Genomic DNA, 20509 nt, shown 5'->3' on the forward strand with positions numbered 1-20509 from the left:
TATAGCTGAGCTTATAAATCATTTCGTTGGACCAGAGAAAAAAGATGATGGTGAGTTTACGTTAATGATGTTGAGTTGATGAAGAATGTTTACCACAGAAGCTGTTTGGGCTTCTGCTTTTTGTTTTTGTGACATGATTCGACAATTCATTCCTTTCTCAAACATTTCTTTGATCACAAAAAATTCCCCCGCGCTATCACGAACCATAGCTCCTCTTATGGACACTATGGTTCTATTGTAAGTGGGGAATTTTATCACAGCTATATTGGCGATTTTATCATCAGCTTTAACAACCTAACTGATAAAAACGTATCATTATATTTTTACCTGTTGGTTTACGTTCCACAGAGATACATCCTCTCGATTTTATTGTAGAGACTTAACTAAGATGTGTCCTGGAAAACTATATTAACTCCATTGATTGTTATTTTACTTTTTAATTTTTAAATAATTCTTTGATAAAAGTCGTATTTTGTCTTTTAATGTAAAATACTGAAGGTTATAATGAAAAATAGATTTTTAAGTATAAAAATGATGCTTTTCAATATAAATAGTTAAGAAAATTTATCAAAGGTGATCGTATGAAACAAAAGCTTATACATTTGAAAGATCGACTTAACGATCTAAGTAGACGGAACCGATCTATACGAATGTTGAAACTTTACGATAAATGGGCTTTTGATATCAGTTCTATTAATAAACTTAATCAGATTAATCCGGAAACGATTTTGGAAAAGATTGTTGATCAGAAAGGTAATGTAACTTTATTAAAACAAGATGTAAATAATGAAGATAGTTTAATTTTATCTAATAAATTAACAACTCTTTACCGCAATATTAAAGGAATTGAAGAAGAAACAGGGCTTTATGATTTGTATGTAGGGTATCCTTACATAACTGGTTATATGTTAGACGGAACTTTTATTCGAGCGCCTTTATTTTTATACCCAGTAAAATTAGAAAAAACAAAAGCAAGCGGTATTCAATGGAAATTATTTTTGGAAGAAGGGGATCCACAACTAAATCGAACATTATTCTTAGCATTTAAAAAATTTAACGGGATTAATGTAACAGAAGATATTTTTGATGAAGCTGAAGAACAGGCAAAAACGGTAAATTTCTTAAAGTGGATTTCTTGGTTAAAAAATCATTCATTAAACATTCTTTGGTCAAATCAAACCACTTTACAGTCTTTCAAAAATTATACGAAAGATACAATACCTCAATATAAAAAAGGCGAATTTGAACTCGAAAATATAGCAATATTAGGTAATTTTCCTCAAGGTAACTCTGCGCTCCTAAAAGATTATGATGAATTAATAGCACTCGCAGAAAATTATAATACTGATTTTGGAATATTAGGAGAGCTTTTGGGGGTTGGTGAGAATTTTTATGAAGAATCCATGGAAAACGACGAATTGGAAATAAATAAAAAACAAGAAAAAAGAGAAAATGAAAAGTTTTATGTCTTAGATTCTGATGCATCCCAAGAAGAAATTATTGAAGAAATTGATTATCAGAAGGGACTAGTTGTTCATGGTCCACCAGGAACCGGTAAATCTCAAGTAATCGTTAACTTAATCGCAAACTCCATAGCACAAAATAAAAGAGTTTTGTTAGTTTGTCAAAAAAGAGCGGCATTAGATGTCGTTTACCAGCGTCTAGATTTGTTAGGATTATCTTCTCATGTAGCCCTTTTACATGATGAGAAAAATGATCGAAAAACTTTATATCGCAAATTGTTTACTTTACTTGAAGAGAATAAATCGATTGAGGAATATGAAGAAGAGCTAAAACAAGTTTCCGCCAAAATTGAAAAATATGAATCCGAACTGAATGCTATCGCAAAAGGGTTATATGAAGTTCAAGATCACGGGTTTAAGGCATATGATTTATACGGACTTGGAAAGCCAATATCAGAAATTGATACAATTTTAGAGCTAGAAAGTGTTTTATCTTCTTTAAATAAAGATAATCTTGAAGATGTATTAATGAAAATATTTTCATATGGAAGTTATTATGCACGGTTTGGATCGAACAGCTATCCTCTAAAAAATAGAAAATCTTTCGCACATTTAGATTTAAAAGATCGGTTAACAATTGTTGAAATATTAAAAAATGTGATTGAAAAAGCAGAAAAAAGCATTGAGTATTTGGATTCCTTTGATCAAAAAGACATTACTCCAGAATATAGCTGGCTTGTTAGTGATAAATTAGAAAAAATTTACGATGACTTAAATCCGAATGAAAAGAAAACCTTGCAAAAACTAAGACTTTGGTGGTGGACATCTTTTACAGGAAGAACCATCGTTGAAGAACTTTTAAACGGTGAAAAATTCAAAGGGATTTCATCAAAAGAGTGGCCAAAATTAAGAGAAAGTCTGCGTATCCTTTATGAACTTTCAATGGTTTCAGAAAAAATGTCTAAAGAAGTGGAAACACTTAAAACCTATTTTTCAAAAGAAGCAATTGATCAATTTAATGCCAGAATTACAAAAGGTGATATACCATTAAAAGAATTTCAACAACAACAAGAATTTGTTATACAAGATTTTGAAGAACTTAGAAATATGGATCGGATTTATGAAGAAAGTTTACCTTTCATTAAAACCATCATAGAGATGCTGAAAGAAAAGACCGGAGATAATATTCATAAACAGATTGCTGATGAATGGGTTGATATTGTAAGGCAATCAGCTTATATTCACTGGATCGATCAAATTGAAAAAAAACATCCTATTCTAACAAAAATCGGGACAGATGAGTTTGAAAAAATACGTAAGGATTTTAAAGAACTATTAATCCAAAAAAGGGATCTAACAATAAAGGTCCTTATGCATCGATTGTTAAAGAGGATGCAAAATGTTAAACAAATGAATAGTAAAGCGATGAAAGAATTAAAACATCAAGTTGGAAAGAAAAGAATGATCTGGCCAGTACGAAAATTGGTTAGACAGTTCTCTTTAAATGGTTTACTTGACGTAATTCCTATTTGGCTTACATCACCAGAAACGGCTTCAGCCATTTTTCCATTAGAAAAAGATTTATTTGATGTCGTCATTTTTGATGAAGCTTCACAATGTACGGTGGAAAACGGTTTACCTTCAATTTATCGTGGAGCGAAAATCGTGGTTGCTGGAGATGAAAAACAGCTTCCACCTTCCAACTTATTTAAAGGTGAAGTTCAAAGTGATGAAGATGATGAAGAGCATATGGAGTTTGATGAATCAGAAAGCCTTTTGAATTTAGCAAAAAGAATATTACCTGAAAAAATGTTACAATGGCATTACCGTTCAAAATCTGAAGAGCTGATAAACTTTTCAAACCATGCTTTTTATAATGGCAACATACAAATAGCACCGAATGTAGAACCATTAAAAAAACCTGCTGCTATTCAGTGGCATAAAGTCGATGGCAGATGGATCAATCAGTGTAATGAAGTTGAAGCAATTGCTGTAGTTGAATTACTAAAGAATTTGTTTAAGTCTGACCCATCAAAATCCGTAGGGATTATCACATTCAATGCAAAACAACAAGATAAAATACTTGATATTATTGATCGCAACATTGAAGAAGACAAAGAATTCGCTGTTTTATATCAACAAAACATGGCTAAAGAATTAGATGAGAGACTATTTGTAAAAAATATTGAAAACGTCCAAGGGGACGAGCGGGATATTATTATCTTTTCAATCGCTTATGCCAAAAATGAGGAAGGAAGAGTATATAATCGATTTGGAACTCTTGGTCAACAAGGTGGAGAAAATCGTCTAAATGTTGCCATTACACGTGCCAAAGAACAAATCCATGTAGTATCTAGTATTGAGCCTAATGAATTAAATGTTTCTAATACAAAGCACGATGGCCCTAAGTTGCTGAAAAGTTATCTAGAATATGCAAAGGCAGTTTCTTTATTAAATAGGGAAGAAATCGAAAGAATTCTAATGGAGTTAAACGAAAACAAAAATACAAAGAAGCAAAATACAAATATAGTGTTTGATTCTCCTTTTGAAGAACAAGTATACAATCAACTAACGAAAATAGGATATAAAGTAGACACTCAAGTAGGGATGTCAGGATATCGGATTGACCTAGCAGTTGTCCATCCTAACAACCCGCAAAAATATATTTTGGGTATTGAATGTGACGGCGCAATGTATCATAGTTCCGCTTCAGCAAAAGAAAGAGATGTTTACAGACAACGCTTCTTGGAATCTAAAGGTTGGACAATCACAAGAATTTGGAGCCGAAACTGGTGGAAAAATTCTACTGCCGAAATAGAACGGATCGATCAGATGATTAAACAGATAATAAAAGAAGAGAATTTGAAAAAGCAATTGCAATATAGCTCTTCATAAAGAAGGTGTACCCTATATGGTACGCCTTTTTTGATTGGATAATTTTAAAAAATATAACAGTTACAAAATTAACACCTACAATAAATTCATTTATAAGTGCCTATGCATTGCGCTCCCAAAAGTAGACAGTATAAAATCGGCTAGAGTAGAAGGAATCAAGGTTAGTAAGCGTAAAGTAATCCCCACCTGTATTCAGATGGGGATTTCATGTATGCTTTATTTAGATTTTTTAGGAACACGGCATTCCTGCGGAAGCGTCGGTGACCATGGCAGGAATTCAGCTAATTTTGTTTTATCTGTCGTATCTATATTGGGAAGCTCTTGAAACAGATAGCTAAGGTAGTTGAATGGATCCAACTCGTTTTCCTTGGCTGTCTCCACAACACTATAGATGATCGCACTAGACCTTGCTCCTTTTGATGTATTACTGAAGAGCCAGTTTTTGCGACCGATCACAAAAGGTTTAATTGACCGTTCCCCGCGATTATTATCGATCTCCAAACGGCCGTCCTCTAAAAATGCCTCCAACCGCTCCCATTGGTTACGACAATACTTGATCGCTTTGCCAAGTGCGCTTTTTGGCAGTACGCGCGGCATTTGCTCTTTAAGCCATGACAAAAAAGCCTCAAGCACGGGTTTGCTGTGCTCCAGCCGTGCTTGATAGCGCTCCTCTGGACTTGCATCTTTAAGCTTGCGCTCAATTTCAAAAAGTTTATTGCAATAGGCCAGACCTTCCTTTGCTTTGACGGTGGAAGTGCTCGCCGATTCAGGCAGTGCCTGCAGGGCTTCTGTGAATTTGCGGCGGGCATGGGCCCAGCACCCGACCAATTTCACATCGGGGAGGACGTTATAACCCGCATACCCGTCCACATGCAAATATCCCCGGAAGCCGTCCAAAAAACGGCGTGGGTGCTTGCCTGCACGGGTTTGCTGGTAATCGTATAAGACGATTGGTGTATCCCCGCGACCGGTACGATAAAGCCATATGTAGGAAGTCGATGTCGCTGGCCGGTCCGGTTCAGACAGGACCTGCAAGGTTGTCTCATCCGCATGCAGACGATCCTTCTGTAGGAGGTGCTCATGCATCTCATCGTAAATGAGGCTAAGCCAAGTTTGAGCCCCATAAATGGTCCAATTGGCCAGCGTTTGCCGAGGTATGGACACGCCAAAGCGTTCCAGTTGTTTCTCCTGGCGATACAGGGGCATACCTTCTACGTATTTTTGTGTCATGGTATAAGCCATTGACGACGGAGACGCTAGGCTTCCAGGGAAAACAGGTTCCGGCATCTTCGCTGTCACAATAGGTGTGTTCAGTTCATGACGCTCACAGTGACGGCAGCTATATACATGACGCACATGTTCGACTACTTTCACTTGGGCAGGAATGACTTTCAATTCCTTGCGTACTTCTGTGCTCATTTCATGCATGGCACCGCCACAGCACGAACAGACCTGTTCCTCATCAGACAAACGGTATTCGATCGTCTCTGTAGGCAGGTTTTCAAGCATGCGTTTGCGTTGGCCGTGTTGTTTCTTGCGTCTATATGTCATCGTCTCAACGGTGGGCTCTTCCATAGCTGGATCAGCCGTGGACTCGGCTTCGTTGAAAAGGGAGAGCTGGTCCGGATGGGTCTTCTCGCTGGAAGCTCCGAATAGGCGTTGCTGGCTGAGGCGGAATTGTTCCTCATACCATTTTAATTTCGCTTCCAACTCTTCCTTTTCCATTTGGAGCTTTTCGTTGAGCGCTTTGTAATATTCAATTGTGCCTTTTGAAGTCTGCGCTGATTTTTCCATATGTCCAGTATACGGAAAAGAATCCAACTTGCCTAGTATCGAATTCTTTTTTTATTTATTTGTTTTATAGAAGGATGCGTGCCTTCACTTCCTGATGCGCTTGCTTTTGTTCGATTGGCAAGCCGTCCAGCAGCCAGCGCAGCTGGCGTGAACTGATAGACATGGGCGCTGTATCATTCTCCGACGGCCAGTGGAACGTCCCTTTTTCCAGACGGCGATAATGAAGCCAGAAGCCGTTATGTTCCCATTGAAGAATCTTTAACTTGTCCCGTTTCCGGTTACAAAACACGAATAAGCACGGAGAAAAGGGATCGAGTTCAAAGCATTCCTGTACAATAGCGGCCAGTCCGTCAATCGATTTGCGAAGATCCGTACTGCCACGCGCCAGATAGACACGTTCAAACGGGGAATTCATCAACATTGGTGTTGCAGCACCCGAATCACATCGGTTAATAGATCCAGATTGGCACCGGGCCGTACTTCAACGGAGATCGCATCAACGTGTAAAAAGATCGGACCTTGACCTGAAGAGGGCAAGGATTCTTCTACCTGAACAGCCAGCCACTGCGTCTGGACAGGCGTTTCAGTGCAACTGCCACCGCGGGAGAACTGCCTCACCCAATAGTACATTTGGTGAGTTTTGATTCCTTGATCCCGGCACCACTCCGCTATACTCTGTCCACTCTCTTTCCAGGCATCATATCGTGCTTTCCATTCTATTCTTTTTTCTTTTAGGGTCATGGCAAAACCTCCCGAATCATTCTAAGAAGATTATCACACGGATGACCTATGATCGGAATGTGGGTTTTATTTGACGCTTACCAAGGTTAAACCGCCCTGGTTCCTTTTCTCTTCTTATCTTTTTGTGAATGGTGATCAAGATAAGAAGGAGAAAACATAGCCCTCCTGTGCTCGTTATTTAACTTGCTTTTGCCTATTGAACCGGTGTTTGATAACTTAAAGCCCCTTGTATACGTTTGTGATTATAATACCAAATGTAATCATGATCTATACTTTTCACTGTTTGTTGGTATCTTTCTTCTTCTGTATCTCATTAATTTTTAACAAGTCTTAACTTCTATTAAGAAAATATGTAAAATAATGTTGGTATAGGTGCCTGGCACCACCTGAATATTTAGTATAATATTGGTGTTATGTCAAGAAAACGGACACGTTAAACAGAGAGAAATAGCTGAACCTATGCAGCTACTTTTCTCTGATTAGCGTAGTATGTTTCTTCAAATTCACATGGCGATACATAGCCAAGAGCGGAATGACTTCTTTTTCGGTTGTAGAAGGATTCGATGTACTCAAAAATGGCTTGTTTCGCTTCTTTCCGCGTATGGAATCGATTCGGATAGATACACTCTTTTTTGATTAAGCTATGAAACGACTCCATACAAGCGTTGTCGTAACAGTTCCCACGTCTCGACATGCTCACTTGAAAATGATGTTCCTGTAAAAGCTGCTGATAGTTATTCGAAGCATATTGGCTCCCACGATCCGGGTGATGAATCACTCGTTCCATTGGTTTTTCGCTGTTTAAAGCCCGTTGTAACGCTTTAATGACTAACTCTTTGGTCATTCGTGTATCGATATACCAACCTACGATTTTTCGTGTATACAAATCCATGATACTCGCTAAATATAACCATCCTTCATCAGTAGGAATATACGTGATATCGGCCATCCATACTTCATTCGGAGCAGTTGCTTGAAAGTTTTGTTCCAATAGATTGACATATACGTTGTAAGGATGATTACTATTAGTCGTTGCTTTGTATTTACGCACAGTAATCGATCTCAATCCTTCTTCACTCATGATTCGGGCTACTGTCTTTTGGGACACACGAATCCCTTGTTTACGTAGTTCTTGCATAATTTTCGGACTTCCATAAATCTTACGGGACTTTAGATACTCATTTCGAATCTGTTGAGTGAGTTGTTCTTTTTGTTCTTTCTGTTTACTTTTCGCCCGCTTAAGCCAGGCGTAATCCTCACTTCTTGAAACACCGAGCACTTGACACATCTTCACAACAAGAAATTCATTTCGGTGTTGAAAAATGAAGGCGTAAATGACTTCTGGTTTCTGGTGAAGATGCCTAACGCCTTTTTTAGGATGGCTAATTCCTCCTCCAACTCTTGATTGCGACGGCGTAATTCGATGATTTCTTGATTTTGTGGTTTGATGTTGCCTGAACCTACAAAACTCGTTCCATTGCTTTCTTTGTATTCTTTAACCCAACGGTGAAGAGTGTTGTAAGCCAACCCCAACTCTTTTGCCACTTGGGCGATGGACTTATCTGATGTTAGACTAAAAAGTAGACACAGATTATTATAGTAATAATAGACTGAAAAATGAGGTGTCTACATGACAAAAAAACAAAGGCGGTACGAGGAAGACTTTAAGCGTCAAACTGTTCGTTATATTTTGGAGGAAGCGAAATCCGTTGCACAAGTGGCTCGTGAGCTCAAAATTAACGAAAATACTCTTCACGGCTGGATGAAAAAATATAAGCAAGAACCTGAAATAACAGAAACCCAAACGTTTCGATCCGAAGACCACGAAGTTCGTGAACTGAAGAAACGTATTCGGGATCTGGAGGAGGAAAACTCCATCTTAAAAAAGGCGATGCACTTCTTCGCGAAAGACCATCGGTAAAATATTCATTTATCCATGAGCATCGCTTCGATTACCGATTGGAGAAGATGTGCGAAGTATTGAAAGTTTCTCGAAGCGGTTATTATAAATGGCGTGATCGTCCCAAAAGTGCTAGACAAGAGCGTCGAGAAGAATTGACGCAGGAAGTGCGTCGTGTGTATATCGAATCTCGCCAACTGTATGGGAGTCCAAAGGTTGCCAAAAAGCTTAATCATGAAGGCATTAAGGTTTCACAGAAGACGGTTTCCCGCATAATGAACAAAGAGGGAATGAAGTCTCGTACCGTGAAAAAGCATAAGGCTACCACTAACTCAAAACATAACCATCCGGTCCACGAAAATGTCTTAAACCAACATTTTACTGTTACGAAACCAAATGAAGTATGGGTAGCTGATATCACATACATTCCAACGGATGAAGGTTGGCTTTATCTAGCTAGTATGATGGATTTGTATTCAAGCTCAAGTTTGACAGAGTACACTAAAGAAAAGCCCGAAAATACTGGTGTTTTGGACTTTACCCACAACACGTACCACTACACTTGTTAGTGGCACGTGTTTTTTTCTAATACTCTAGGAGGCGCTTGTGTGACAAGTGCTTCAAATGCTAGATTTGCTTGACCTTGTAATTCTGTACGAACGATTTGCTCTTCACCATTCACGCGTATTTTCGAGGCCTTCATCTGGCTTACATCATGCAAAATATCCTTTACACTTGTTTGGCATCCTATTTCTTTTAGCTTATAGGCCAAAAAGGATTCCATGACAAGCGCAAGGAAACAAACCATGATATGGCCTCGAATACGAGATTCCACTCGATGGTACATCGGGCGAAGTTCTAGATTCGACTTCAGGTTACGAAAGGCTTGTTCCACTCTCCACAACTCTTTATAGGCAAGTGCTGCCTCTTCATCCGTTAATGACGAGTTGGTCCGAATGGCGTACTTTCCGTCAAACTTTTCGTCATTGGATACCTTCTCTTCATCAATTTTGGCCGATGCTTTTTCTATCGTTAAAAACTTGGAATACGCACGGTTTTTGACGAGTCCAGATGGACCGAGTTCATCAAGCTTCGATTGAAGGTTTTCTAACACGACTTGACGACTCGCTCGATCACGTTCTTCAGCGTCCGGATTGTAACAGAGTACATACGTTTCGCCATCGATTTTCTTTGACTTCACTTTTAGATTCGGGAGAACCTTCTTATATGGCCCACGGATGGATAATAGCTCTTGGGCTTTCTTCGACTTTCGTAATTTGACACCCACAATATATTCCATGCCCAGTTCACGAATTTGATCTAAGTTGGCTTCACTAACCATTCCGCGGTCTCCCACTAGAATGACTTTCTGAATAGGATAGCGCTTCTTCAGGTCTCCAACCACCATGCCAAATGTCTTCGTATCATGCATGTTTCCAGGGAAGACTTGATGCCCAATCGGAATCCCTGTTTTGGTCATTAATAAGCCAATCACGACTTGTTTTCGATCTCCACGATGATCTTTGGAGTAACCATAGTGAGCCAGCAGTTCGTCTGCTTCCTCTCCTTCGAAATAGGTGCTTGTCGTGTCGTAAAACACGATATCTACTTCTAATGAGGTTAAATCGGTTAAATGTCCATAAAGTTGTTCCTCAATTTTTTCTTTTTGTTCACTTAAGAAGTCTAATGCACGATAGTAGTGATGGAGTTGGATGTCTGAAAGACCTTCTGCATAAATCGTGTCGATCCATTGTTTGAAGATATCATGCTTACTATTGGGATCCATAAGACGGTTTAACACCATGGCAAAAATGGCTTCGTCATACTGAGAAGCAGCTTCGGAATCATCCATGATTTTACGTAATAGCCGACCAAGCCCTAACTTTTCTCATACCTTTCGGAACAGATAAACCGGCCCAAACTCTTTTGTCCAAAGCACGGAGACAGAAGAGAAAGAGCCTTGCCCGTGAATTCGGTCAAAGTAACGCTCTGAAAATTTGACTAATCCCTCGATTATGTGATCGACAGAGCCATTCTCTAATAAATGTTCTAACATCCCTAGATTACAAAGCGTTTGTTGCTGAACTTTATTGTCTACACGAAATGTACGACATATTTGTAGATATTGACGAACAGAACCATTTTTATTTTTTTGCTTATTAATTCGAATATACATAGCACTAATAGTATAACATATATTACATATTATTGGATATACAAAAGTTATCCACATAACACTACATAATGATTATATTTTCGATAAAAAAAGTGGATAACTATTGGTATAATCACCTTTAGTTATCCACATGTAGTGAAATGGTGTCAAACTTGAGTCTAAGAATTCCCACTGATTGAGGCAATAGGCGATAGCTTCTCCTAATTTGGATTTTGGTGCTACGTGTGTTTTTTTCGTTTGAAGCCATGCCAAAAAGAGGTCCAATATCGGCTTACTTTTTTCAAGCCGGATTTTGTACCTTTCTTCTGGTGATGCCTCTTTGATAGTTCGCTCGATGGCATAGAGTTAATTACAAAACTGTAATCCTTCAGCTGAAACGGTTCGTTTGCCTTTAGCCGAAGGCGGTGCTGCCTTGAGAGCCTCGTCGAATTTCCGACGTGCATGAGCCCAACAGCCAACCAGCGTGACATTCGGGACTTTATGGTAACCCGAGTAGCCATCCACTTGAAGGTAACTAGTGAACGTGTCTAAAAATGTTTTAGCGTGTTCACCTTTACGCGTTGGTTGATAGTCATACAAGACGATCAGTGGGCCAACATTTCCCGTTCGGTATAACCCATGTAGGATTTGGACGTCGCATCGCGACCTGACTCGCGCAAAACCTGGAGTGTGGTTTCATCTGCATGCAAAATCGGCTGCTTCAACAGCGTTTGATGCATGTGATGATACAGCACAGAAAGCCATTTTTCCGCACTATACAGGACCCAGTTCGCTATCGTTCGAGCGGTGACAGGAACCAAACCCAATCACACCCTTATTTCAATTTTTCAATCTCTTCAATCGGCAGTTCGGTTAATTCGTGAATCGTTTGGATGTCGTAACCTTTTACCAACATCTTTTTCGCAATTTGTCGCTTTTCTTGTTGTAATCCTTTTTTTACACCCTCATTTAATCCTTTTTGCTCATACGAAATTAACAATTCGAGCACTTGTTCTTTTTCTTTCGTTTCCATCTTGTTCACCTCGTTTCGTAATTGTTGTTCTTCTTCATCCGACAGTTGCACATATGTTTCGAAAAAGCCGATTAACAATCGTTGCTTTGCTTCGTCTAATTCCATGCGCACAAGCATGCGTAAAAATTGTTTTTTCAATTCAATTCGTTCACTTTCAGTATACCCCATTTTGCTTAACAGCGCAGCGGCGATCGGGTTGTCGTTGCGAATATAATGGCGCCAGTTTTGTTTGTGCAGCTCGACGGTGAAAAAACGGAAGTGGAGTATGTTCCCAAATGGAAGTCGAAGCGTAAATGAAGATGGTTCGTCGCAGATTGTATCGTAGCTGAAGACGGCAATCGGAACGATGTTCGTGCGGTATTTTTCAAACAAGCGGCTGAAGTAAATAAACATACGCTCTGGAAACGATGGTTGAACGTTGCTTTGGTTTTCGATATGGACGATAATTAAACCGTCTTTCCCTTTTAGCTTCGTTTCCACTAACAAATCGACGCGATATTTTTCCCCAGCGGTCACGTCCGTGAACAGTTCTTCAGATAAAAATGATAAATGATGAAAATCAATATGCTCGTGCACTTGCGGGAAAAAGAGAAGAATAAACTCTTCAAAAAACGTCGTGATGAGCTCTTTAAACAAGCGGTCGTGATCGACGGCCATACATTTACCTCACCTCCAAAAATTTTACATACTTTTTCGACAAAACGAACCAAATTCCTACTTGGAAATGAATTTTTTAAACAAAAGCAGAGAGCCAATCTATGACCCTCTGTTTCTACAAATCTCGACATATATCGGGGCGTGACAGGCACGCTGCACAAAGGAAAATGAGAAAACAACTTTATTTTTTTGTCTCATCACCATATTCTGTGATGTTCACACAATTCCGGCAATAAGTTAGCGAGATTGATACTCAATCTAGAGTAGCTCCTTCGCTGGACAATAATGAATTACATCAATTCGTCTGCGATTTTTCGAAAAATCTATTACAAAGTACAAATCCAAAATCGGAAACAAAAACATTCACCTTATCAAACGGAGAAAAAGTCGATGTATTTTTTGATGTAAATATTCCTCCGATTGAATTAATCATTTTTGGTGCGGGTCATGATGCCATTCCTTTAGCAGAGTTTAGTGTTAGATTAGGATTTAATACAACCGTAGTCGATCCAAGATAAGCCTATCTAACAGAAGCTCGTTTTCCAGGTGCGAAAAGAATTTTAGCAGATGCAAGCTCAATTCCCGAAAAGGTAAAAGTCAGTTCCAAATCGTATGTGGTCATTATGAACCATCATTTGGAACGAGATATAAATGTTCTGAAACATATACTTCATACGGATGCAAGGTATATTGGGATTTTAGGTCCGCGTTCTAGATGCCAAAAAATATTTAAAGCTCTTCAAATAGACGACATTGACCAATATGATCACATATTTAATCCCGTTGGATTAGATATTGGTTCGGAGTCTCCTCAGGAAATAGCGTTAAGTATTCTTGCTGAAATCATTGCTTTTCGAAACAAGCGTGCGGGCGGATTTTTGCGTAAGAAAAAAGACCGTCAGTTAGTATCATGAGCAGCTCATAAATAAAATAATCATTTTAATATTCCTAATATTCCCAATATTCAAAATAGTTATCCCTCTTTAAGGAGCATTCCTGTTAGAAGTTTTTTCGGGGACTTGAATAAAAAAAGCCCTCTTGGTATGATTCGGGGGTGTCAATCAACCGAATTGACCCCTAATTTGGATACCAAGGAGGACTATACATGAATTCTATCTCAAACAAGAAGATTAATCAAGTCACCGATCAAACGCTGGTTGTTGGGATGGATATCGCAAAGAAAAAACATTATGCCTGCTTTGTGGATGAGCGAGGGAGGGTGTTAAAAAAGCCGTTTCCCGTTCTGCAATCGAGAGAAGGATTGGAATGGTTGTACCAGTGCATCGTGGAAGCCATGAAGGAATTTGGAAAAACCGAGGTGATCGTTGGCATCGAGCCAACAGGACATTATTGGCTGAATCTCGCCTATTTTCTTGATGAGAAAGGCATCCCTCTCGTCATGACAAACCCGATGCACGTGAAGCGATCCAAAGAGCTGGACGATAACCTTCCAACCAAGCATGATGCGAAAGACGCGCTCGTCATTGCCCGGTTAGTGAAAGACGGCCGATTCAGCTATCCGCGTATTCTGAAAGGGATGGAGGCGGAGCTGCGCGTGGGAGCGACATTTCGCTCCAAATTGGTGGAAGAACAGGGAGCGATTCGAAATCAAATGATTCGCTGGCTTGATCGATATTTTCCGGAGTTTTCCCAAGTCTTCCCGTCATTTGGGAAAATGGCGCTCGCGGTGCTGGAATATACGCCATTTCCGAGTGATCTGGCAGGAAAAGAGCTGGAAGAGGTGCTGGCCCTTTACCGGCAAAGTGAGGGATTACAATCGCCACAAAAGCCGAAAGCGAAGAAGTTGATGGAATTGGCCCAACACTCCATTGGCGTAACGGAAGGACAACAGATGGCCCGTATCGAAATTGCCACGCTTGTCCGCCGGTACCGCCAACTGGAAGAAGAAATCGAGGCACTGACAGAGCAGCTGATCGAACTCGTACAGACATCGGTCGAGTACGAATGGTTGAAGACCGTTCCGGGCTTAGGCGATGCGACGATCGTGGAACTGTTATCGGAAATCGGGAGTTTTTCCCACTATCAGGATCCGCGCCAATTATTGAAACTTGCGGGCCTGACACTGCGGGAGCATTCCTCCGGCCAACACAAAGGGCAAAAACGGATCTCCAAGCGTGGAAGAAGGCGGTTGCGCGCCCTCCTCTTCCGCGTGATGATGCCGATGATCCGCCACAACGAAGCGTTTCGGCAGCTGCACGACTATTACACGACACGTCCTGATAATCCGTTGCGGAAGAAGCAATCGATTGTGGTGTTATGCGGAAAATTATTGAAGGTATTGCACGCTGTATGTACGAAGCACCAAGCGTTCGATGCGAAGCGAATGATGCAGGACATCTTTGGCCTCGAAACGGCTGCTTGATGCCTATAGTCTCGATTCTCTAGACAACAAGGATGACACGGAGAAGCTGGCGCGATATCATCCATTCGACCTTGAGTCCCTAAAGGAGCTTAGCCGGCCTCTGCCTGATGACTAGACCGAACGAAGGAATGTAGGCACAAGGATGCCAAGAGACATGGGAGGGTTCGTCATCATCAGCGATGCAGAGATCCACGGTGCATCCCATACGCTTCCCCCCACTACAACCAAATTTAACCAGTAGTGGCCGCGAAGCGTACCCAGTCAATGTAAGATATACACATATTTAAGAAATAATGTTAGAAACTTTGTCGAAAAATATTTTTTTGACACCCCTGAAACGGCTACAACCGTTGATATATCAACATTTATAGAGGGAGGTTTCTCCCATGAAGTTATTTGTCGGAATAGACGTCAGCTCTCAAGATATGAAAGCTTGTGTCATGAATTTAGATGGTGAAACATTATCTTCTCTAACTGTTGAAAACAATTTAACTGGGGCATCTTATCTACGAAATCAAATCGTGGATATTGCCCGAAAAAACTTGATTCAAGAGATTCAAATCGGGATGGAAGCCACATCGGTTTACAGTTGGCACCCAGCCATGTTCTTTCATGAAGATGAATCTCTGAAGAAGTTTAATACAAAAGTATTTACGATTAACCCAAAACTAATTAAGAAGTTTAAGGAGTCCTATACGGATCTCGATAAAACAGGCCATATCGATGCCTGGATTATTGCGGATCGACTCCGTTTCGGACGCCTTCGACTTTCTGCTGTCATGCAGGAACAATATATTGCCCTTCAAAGGTTAACGAGAATGAGATATCATCTCGTTCACAATTTAACTCGTGAAAAACAGTATTTCCTCCAAAACCTTTTTTACAAGTGTAGTTCTTTTACAGTTGAAGTGAAAAGCTCCGTGTTTGGAAACGCCATGATGGAGCTGTTACTCGAAAAGTATAGCCTGGATGAAATCAGCTCCATGGATCTTAAGCAACTTGCGCATTATCTTCAGGAAAAGGGCAAAAACCGCTTTACTGATGCCGAATGTATAGCCAAATCTATTCAAAAGGCAGCCAGATCTTCTTATCGCTTATCCAAGTGTGTAGAAGACTCGATTGACCTTTTGTTGGCGACTTCCATTGAGTACATTCGAAGTATTACCAAGCAGATCAAGGAATTGGATAAAGCCATTCAAAAGCTATTAGAGGGCATTCCAAACACTTTACAGACGATTCCTGGCATCGGACCCGTTTATTGTGCCGGTATATTAGCTGAAATTGGACAAATTGAACGCTTTGATAATCAAGCATCATTAGCGAAATATGCCGGGTTAACATGGTCCAAACATCAATCAGGAAAGTTTCAGGCAGAGGAAACAAACATGATACGATCAGGAAACCATTATCTTCGTTACTACCTAGTTGAAGCTGCCAACTCGGTACAACGAAATGAACCTGAATTTCGGGCATATTACCTGAAAAAGTATCATGAAGTTCCAAAGCACCAACATAAAAGAGCACTCGTCTTAACCGCAAGAAAACTTGTGCGTTTGGTCGATGCGCTGCTACGTAACGACCAAATTTACACGCCTAGAAGGAAGGTGAATAAATAGGGGAATAGCAAAACCCTAAATCCTTCTATAATTTCCAGTAAATGTAATTCATTTTACTGGGTTTCTTTAGTATTGCCTTTTTTAGAACTTTTGCGGTTTAGATTTTCCAATTCCTTTGATTTTGGTGCTTGACATATTACCGCAGGACTTCATTCATTTTCCGTGTATCATATGATGATGGGGGTGTTGATGTGTGGGCTAGTATCAGATAGATTACCTCCCATATTTGCCTGCTAAACAAACTAACAATTTTTTCAACATTTTCATTCTCCTTTCTAAAAACGTAACCTCAAAACTCAACCGTCACTTTCACTTTCATCGGAACTTCCTGTGGCAAGTAAATGTACATCCACCGAATGGCCCTTTAAAAATTACAAAATACATTCAAAAACCTCCTAATCTATTTCTCTTTACTCACTGTATCCAGCTCTCCACTTCCAGTCCGTAAAATCAATCCTTTTCGGTCGATTGGAAAGGTCACACTTCCACCCAGTCCTGATCCGTTTAGAAATGATAATTTAAATATGTACACAAATGCTTGAATAATAATGTACAAAATTGACTTTAGATTTCATACTAATCATGAGGTGATTAGTATGTACATATCGATTAATGTCGAATCTGATTTTGAGATTAAGAGTCTTGAAGACTTACCAAAATGAAAACAACTAATGGAGCATTTGAAGATGAAAATGAATAAAAGTCAATTAGCTAGAGATCTAGGTGTAGATCGTAGAACCGTTGATAAATATTTAAATGGATTTTTTCCGAAACGTACACGAAAGAAGCCTTCCAAAATTTATGAATATTGTGAAATCATTGCGGCACTACTTTCGGAAGATGCGAAGCAGAAGTTTTATTATCGTCGTGTACTATGGCAGTATTTAAAGGATCATCATGGACTGGATTGTGCAGCATCGATGTTCCGAGCGTATATTGCGAAAACGCCCGAATTAATGCTTACTTTCAAGAGGATAAACAGATTCCTTCTCCTAAAGGCACAGCACGTTTTGAAATGCCTATAGGAAAACAAGCACAATTGGATTGGAAAGAGAGTATTCCTTGCTTTCGCTTGGTGGCCTCTTCATCCAGATAATGGTTCCACCATTATCTGGATGAAGAGGTTGTTTTTTCTCCCACAATAATTTACTCATACTATAATAATACCTTTCAAGATAAGAGGATATTAAATTTTACTACTAAAATAGTATTTACTTTTTATTACCTGAATCCGTGACAAAACATCTTTACAATGGTCGCAAACCGTTGATACGATAAGGGAAAACGACGTTGACGATTCTTCATCAAGTAGGTGATGTGATGAAAGATTTCCCGATTCGGTTTGTATTGACAGATGAAGCGATTACCCCAAGTGCTGGGCTTGCTCTCGTTGGCTACTTACTCCATCGAACGAAACTGGATAAACGGGTAAACGCACTTCGGCTTCCAACGGTTCGTCGAGAAGTGCACATTTCCCATAGCGATGTCATTCGCTCGATGATTGGCTTGCTTGCCACAGGAAAAACGGATTTCGATCATATCGAAGCGTATCGTCAGGACGATATCTTTTCGGCATCGATGGGGATTCAGCACGTGCCTTCCTCTCCAACCTTGCGACAACGACTCGATCAGCTCGCTTGTCTTCCGATGACCGAAACGATTCTTTGGGAGGAGTCCATACGTCTGTTGATTCAACGACATGCCACTTTGTCCCCTTGTTGGACCAAAGGAAAGACGACATGGCTTCCCCTTGATATAGATGGTTCCCCATTTGACAACTCCGATACGAAAAAAGAAGGAGTCAGTCGAACGTATAAAGGATTTGACGGTTTTACACCGTTGTTTGCGTATGCAGGGAAGGAAGGGTATCTCGTTCATGCCGAGTTGCGTCCAGGGAAACAACATGTGCAAGACAACATGCCCTCGTTTTTAGTCACCGCTATCCGTCGAGCTCGTCAACTGACTTCATCTCGTCTGCTTGTTCGCATGGATGCAGGAAACGATGCAGAAGCGAATGTGCACGTATGCCTAAAGGAAGACGTGGACTTTGTCATCAAGCGAAACTTACGCCGAGAATCGAAAGCGCTTTGGTTCCGGATCGCTTCGCAAAAGGGCAAACGTGTCGATGATGGACAAAGCGAAGGAGTACAAACCTATGAGCTATGCCTTCCACAGAAGGCAGCGATCGATGGAAACACGTATACGTACGTTCAAGTCACCCAAGTGACGGAACGGACGATGGAACGCAATGGACAGCTGATGCTCGTTCCTGATTATGAAGTGGAAAGCTATTGGGTGCGGCTCAAAGGATACGAGCATGTTCGAATGAGCGATGTGCTCGCGTTGTATCATGACCATGCGACATGCGAACAGTTTCATAGCGAACTGAAGAGCGACTTAGATTTAGAGCGGCTTCCATCTGGGAAGATGAAAACGAATGCGCTCGTGTTGGTCATGGGAGCCTTCGTTTACAATCTTCTTCGTCTGATTGGACAAGATCTATTAAGCGATCCGAGACATCCGTTGCACCACAAAGTGAAACGCCGCCGCATCAAGACGATTATTCAGACGGTGATCACGATGGCAGGGCGACTCGTCCGTCGATCACGACAGATCTGGATGAAACTGACGCGAAGGAGTGGCTATAGCGAGCCCCTACTGAACGTCTATCAGAAATGGAGAGAGGCAAGATAACGAACGAATGTTCGGGCACTGATGTCCAACGTCACTCCCTGTGCTTTTTTGTCTATTTTTTTGGTTCGTATACCTAAAAAAGAGATTTGTTCCATTTTCGGAAATAGAGATGACATAGGTCATAAGCATAAAAGGGGTTTTATGGATTATCAATCCATCAAAATTACAACAAAATCAAAGTCGATTTCAATTCATCACGGATTCAGGTATTACTTATATTGTATTATTTTTCTATCAATGGAGGTGATAATATTTGTAATATAATTAAATGTTTACCTATTTTTTTAATTATTTCCATACTCTTAAGCTGTTCAAATCAATCAGTTAATTCTAATATTGAAAATTATTCAAAAGAGGACGATGGTACATGGGGTTTTAGAACTGTTTTCTCAAAAAATATTACTAAAACAAAATTTAAACAAAACAATGTAAAAGTTGCAGTTTTAGATAGTGGGATAAATAAAAGCCATCCTGCTCTAAAAGGAAGAATTGTTGAGTCATACAATGCTTTAAATCCAAATGAAGATGTAATAGATGACTATGGTGATCTTGGACATGGTACTGCAATTGCAGGAATATTAGTTGCAAAGGAAATAAAAGATGGTATTACAGGAATTTCTCCGACTATTAAATTGTATGATGTTAAGGTTTTAAATGAAGAAGGAAAAAGTGATGTAGAAACAGTAGTTCGTGGTATTGAATGGTGTATAAAGAAGGAAGTAGATATAATTAACATCAGCTTTGGATTTGAAGTTAACCACGAAGAATTAGAACAAATAATTCAAAAAGCATTAAATAAAGGTATTATTATTGTCGCTTCATCTGGTAACACTTTAGGGTTACGGGTAGATTATCCAGCGAAATATGATGGAGTAATATCGGTAACTGCTTTAAAACCTAATCTTCAACGATCTAGTATTTCAGGTAAGGGAAAAATCGAATATGCAGCACCAGGAATTAATATTTTAACTACAGATTCAAAAGGAGGATATAGTGAATTTAAAGGAACTTCTTTTGCAACAGCTTTTGTAAGTGGAACTATTGCGACTCTAATTAGTAATACAGAAGAAAAAATTACTAACAAAAATTTAAAAACTTTTCTGAAGCCTTATGTAAAAGATTTAGGTAAAAAAGGGTTTGATGAAGAGTATGGATACGGTTTAGTTCAAATAAAATAA

General features: G+C 39.8%; 14 protein-coding genes and 4 pseudogenes. 9 read left to right on the top strand and 9 right to left on the bottom strand.

Going from position 1 to position 20509, the window contains the following annotated elements; all coding sequences use genetic code 11:
• Positions 1 to 18 precede the first annotated feature (18 nt).
• The gene (locus NSS70_RS15610; RefSeq protein ID WP_339197060.1) at positions 19 to 177 is read right to left on the bottom strand and encodes a hypothetical protein; all 159 of its coding nucleotides are present in this window, start codon (positions 175 to 177) and stop codon (positions 19 to 21) included.
• Between the two features lie 404 nt (positions 178 to 581).
• On the opposite strand from NSS70_RS15610, the gene NSS70_RS15615 reads away from it, so the two are divergent.
• Positions 582 to 4358, top strand: coding sequence for an AAA domain-containing protein (locus tag NSS70_RS15615; protein ID WP_339197063.1), 3777 nt, complete (start codon positions 582 to 584; stop codon positions 4356 to 4358).
• Between the two features lie 216 nt (positions 4359 to 4574).
• Here NSS70_RS15615 and tnpC (NSS70_RS15620) read toward each other — a convergent pair whose 3' ends face one another.
• The 5 genes from tnpC (NSS70_RS15620) to NSS70_RS15635 form a co-directional block, all read right to left on the bottom strand.
• Positions 4575 to 6152, bottom strand: coding sequence for an IS66 family transposase (gene tnpC, locus NSS70_RS15620; protein ID WP_445290583.1), 1578 nt, complete (start codon positions 6150 to 6152; stop codon positions 4575 to 4577).
• A 64-nt stretch (positions 6153 to 6216) separates the two neighbouring features.
• Positions 6217 to 6573: an IS66 family insertion sequence element accessory protein TnpB gene (tnpB, locus tag NSS70_RS15625; RefSeq protein WP_048622526.1), complete on the bottom strand. Its 357-nt coding sequence runs from the start codon at positions 6571 to 6573 to the stop codon at positions 6217 to 6219.
• Positions 6567 to 6893: an IS66 family insertion sequence element accessory protein TnpA gene (gene tnpA / locus NSS70_RS15630; protein ID WP_327848417.1), complete on the bottom strand. Its 327-nt coding sequence runs from the start codon at positions 6891 to 6893 to the stop codon at positions 6567 to 6569. The genes tnpB and tnpA overlap by 7 nt, the downstream gene beginning before the upstream one ends.
• 193 nt (positions 6894 to 7086) lie before the next feature.
• A complete protein-coding gene (locus NSS70_RS20900; RefSeq protein ID WP_445206428.1) occupies positions 7087 to 7173 on the bottom strand; it encodes an IS3 family transposase in 87 nt (28 codons plus the stop codon).
• Between the two features lie 177 nt (positions 7174 to 7350).
• Positions 7351 to 8483 (bottom strand): IS3 family transposase gene (locus NSS70_RS15635; protein WP_339200028.1). Its coding sequence is split into 2 segments (ribosomal slippage): positions 7351 to 8252 and positions 8252 to 8483, totalling 1134 coding nucleotides; the frame shifts between segments, so codons are not numbered across the junction.
• A 40-nt stretch (positions 8484 to 8523) separates the two neighbouring features.
• Here NSS70_RS15635 and NSS70_RS15640 point away from each other — a divergent pair.
• Positions 8524 to 8814, top strand: coding sequence for a transposase (locus NSS70_RS15640; protein ID WP_063388766.1), 291 nt, complete (start codon positions 8524 to 8526; stop codon positions 8812 to 8814).
• Positions 8815 to 8825: 11 nt separating this feature from the next.
• On the top strand, positions 8826 to 9362 hold the full coding sequence (locus NSS70_RS15645) for an IS3 family transposase (protein WP_339200029.1): 537 nt from the start codon (positions 8826 to 8828) through the stop codon (positions 9360 to 9362).
• Here the strand turns inward: NSS70_RS15645 and NSS70_RS15650 are convergent.
• The 3 genes and pseudogenes from NSS70_RS15650 to NSS70_RS15665 all read right to left on the bottom strand — a co-directional run bounded on the left by NSS70_RS15650 (position 9359) and on the right by NSS70_RS15665 (position 12638).
• A pseudogene (locus NSS70_RS15650) lies at positions 9359 to 10969 on the bottom strand (IS1634 family transposase). The gene NSS70_RS15645 and the pseudogene NSS70_RS15650 overlap by 4 nt on opposite strands.
• A 147-nt stretch (positions 10970 to 11116) precedes the next feature.
• A pseudogene (tnpC, locus tag NSS70_RS15655) lies at positions 11117 to 11760 on the bottom strand (IS66 family transposase); the annotation flags it as partial.
• 23 nt (positions 11761 to 11783) lie between these two features.
• The gene (locus NSS70_RS15665) at positions 11784 to 12638 is read right to left on the bottom strand and encodes an Rpn family recombination-promoting nuclease/putative transposase (RefSeq protein WP_339210595.1); all 855 of its coding nucleotides are present in this window, start codon (positions 12636 to 12638) and stop codon (positions 11784 to 11786) included.
• A gap of 536 nt (positions 12639 to 13174) precedes the next feature.
• On the opposite strand from NSS70_RS15665, the pseudogene NSS70_RS15670 reads away from it, so the two are divergent.
• The 6 genes and pseudogenes from NSS70_RS15670 to NSS70_RS15695 all read left to right on the top strand — a co-directional run.
• A pseudogene (locus NSS70_RS15670) lies at positions 13175 to 13552 on the top strand (XdhC family protein); the annotation flags it as partial.
• A 191-nt stretch (positions 13553 to 13743) separates the two neighbouring features.
• Positions 13744 to 15021 carry an IS110 family transposase gene (locus NSS70_RS15675; protein ID WP_340881924.1) on the top strand — a complete coding sequence of 426 codons (1278 nt, stop codon included), beginning with the start codon at positions 13744 to 13746 and terminating at the stop codon, positions 15019 to 15021.
• Positions 15022 to 15407: 386 nt separating this feature from the next.
• Entirely contained in the window at positions 15408 to 16637 is a 1230-nt protein-coding gene (locus NSS70_RS15680; RefSeq protein WP_340854685.1) for an IS110 family transposase, read from the top strand.
• Between the two features lie 596 nt (positions 16638 to 17233).
• Positions 17234 to 17697 (top strand): annotated as a pseudogene (locus tag NSS70_RS15685) (IS21 family transposase); the annotation flags it as partial.
• A 260-nt stretch (positions 17698 to 17957) separates the two neighbouring features.
• On the top strand, positions 17958 to 19331 hold the full coding sequence (locus NSS70_RS15690; RefSeq protein WP_340882445.1) for an IS1380-like element ISGsp2 family transposase: 1374 nt from the start codon (positions 17958 to 17960) through the stop codon (positions 19329 to 19331).
• Positions 19332 to 19549: 218 nt separating this feature from the next.
• Entirely contained in the window at positions 19550 to 20509 is a 960-nt protein-coding gene (locus NSS70_RS15695) for a S8 family peptidase (RefSeq protein ID WP_340854686.1), read from the top strand.

The organism is Aeribacillus sp. FSL K6-2848, from assembly GCF_038004325.1.
In the GTDB taxonomy this organism is placed as follows: Bacteria; Bacillota; Bacilli; order Bacillales; family Aeribacillaceae; genus Aeribacillus; species Aeribacillus composti.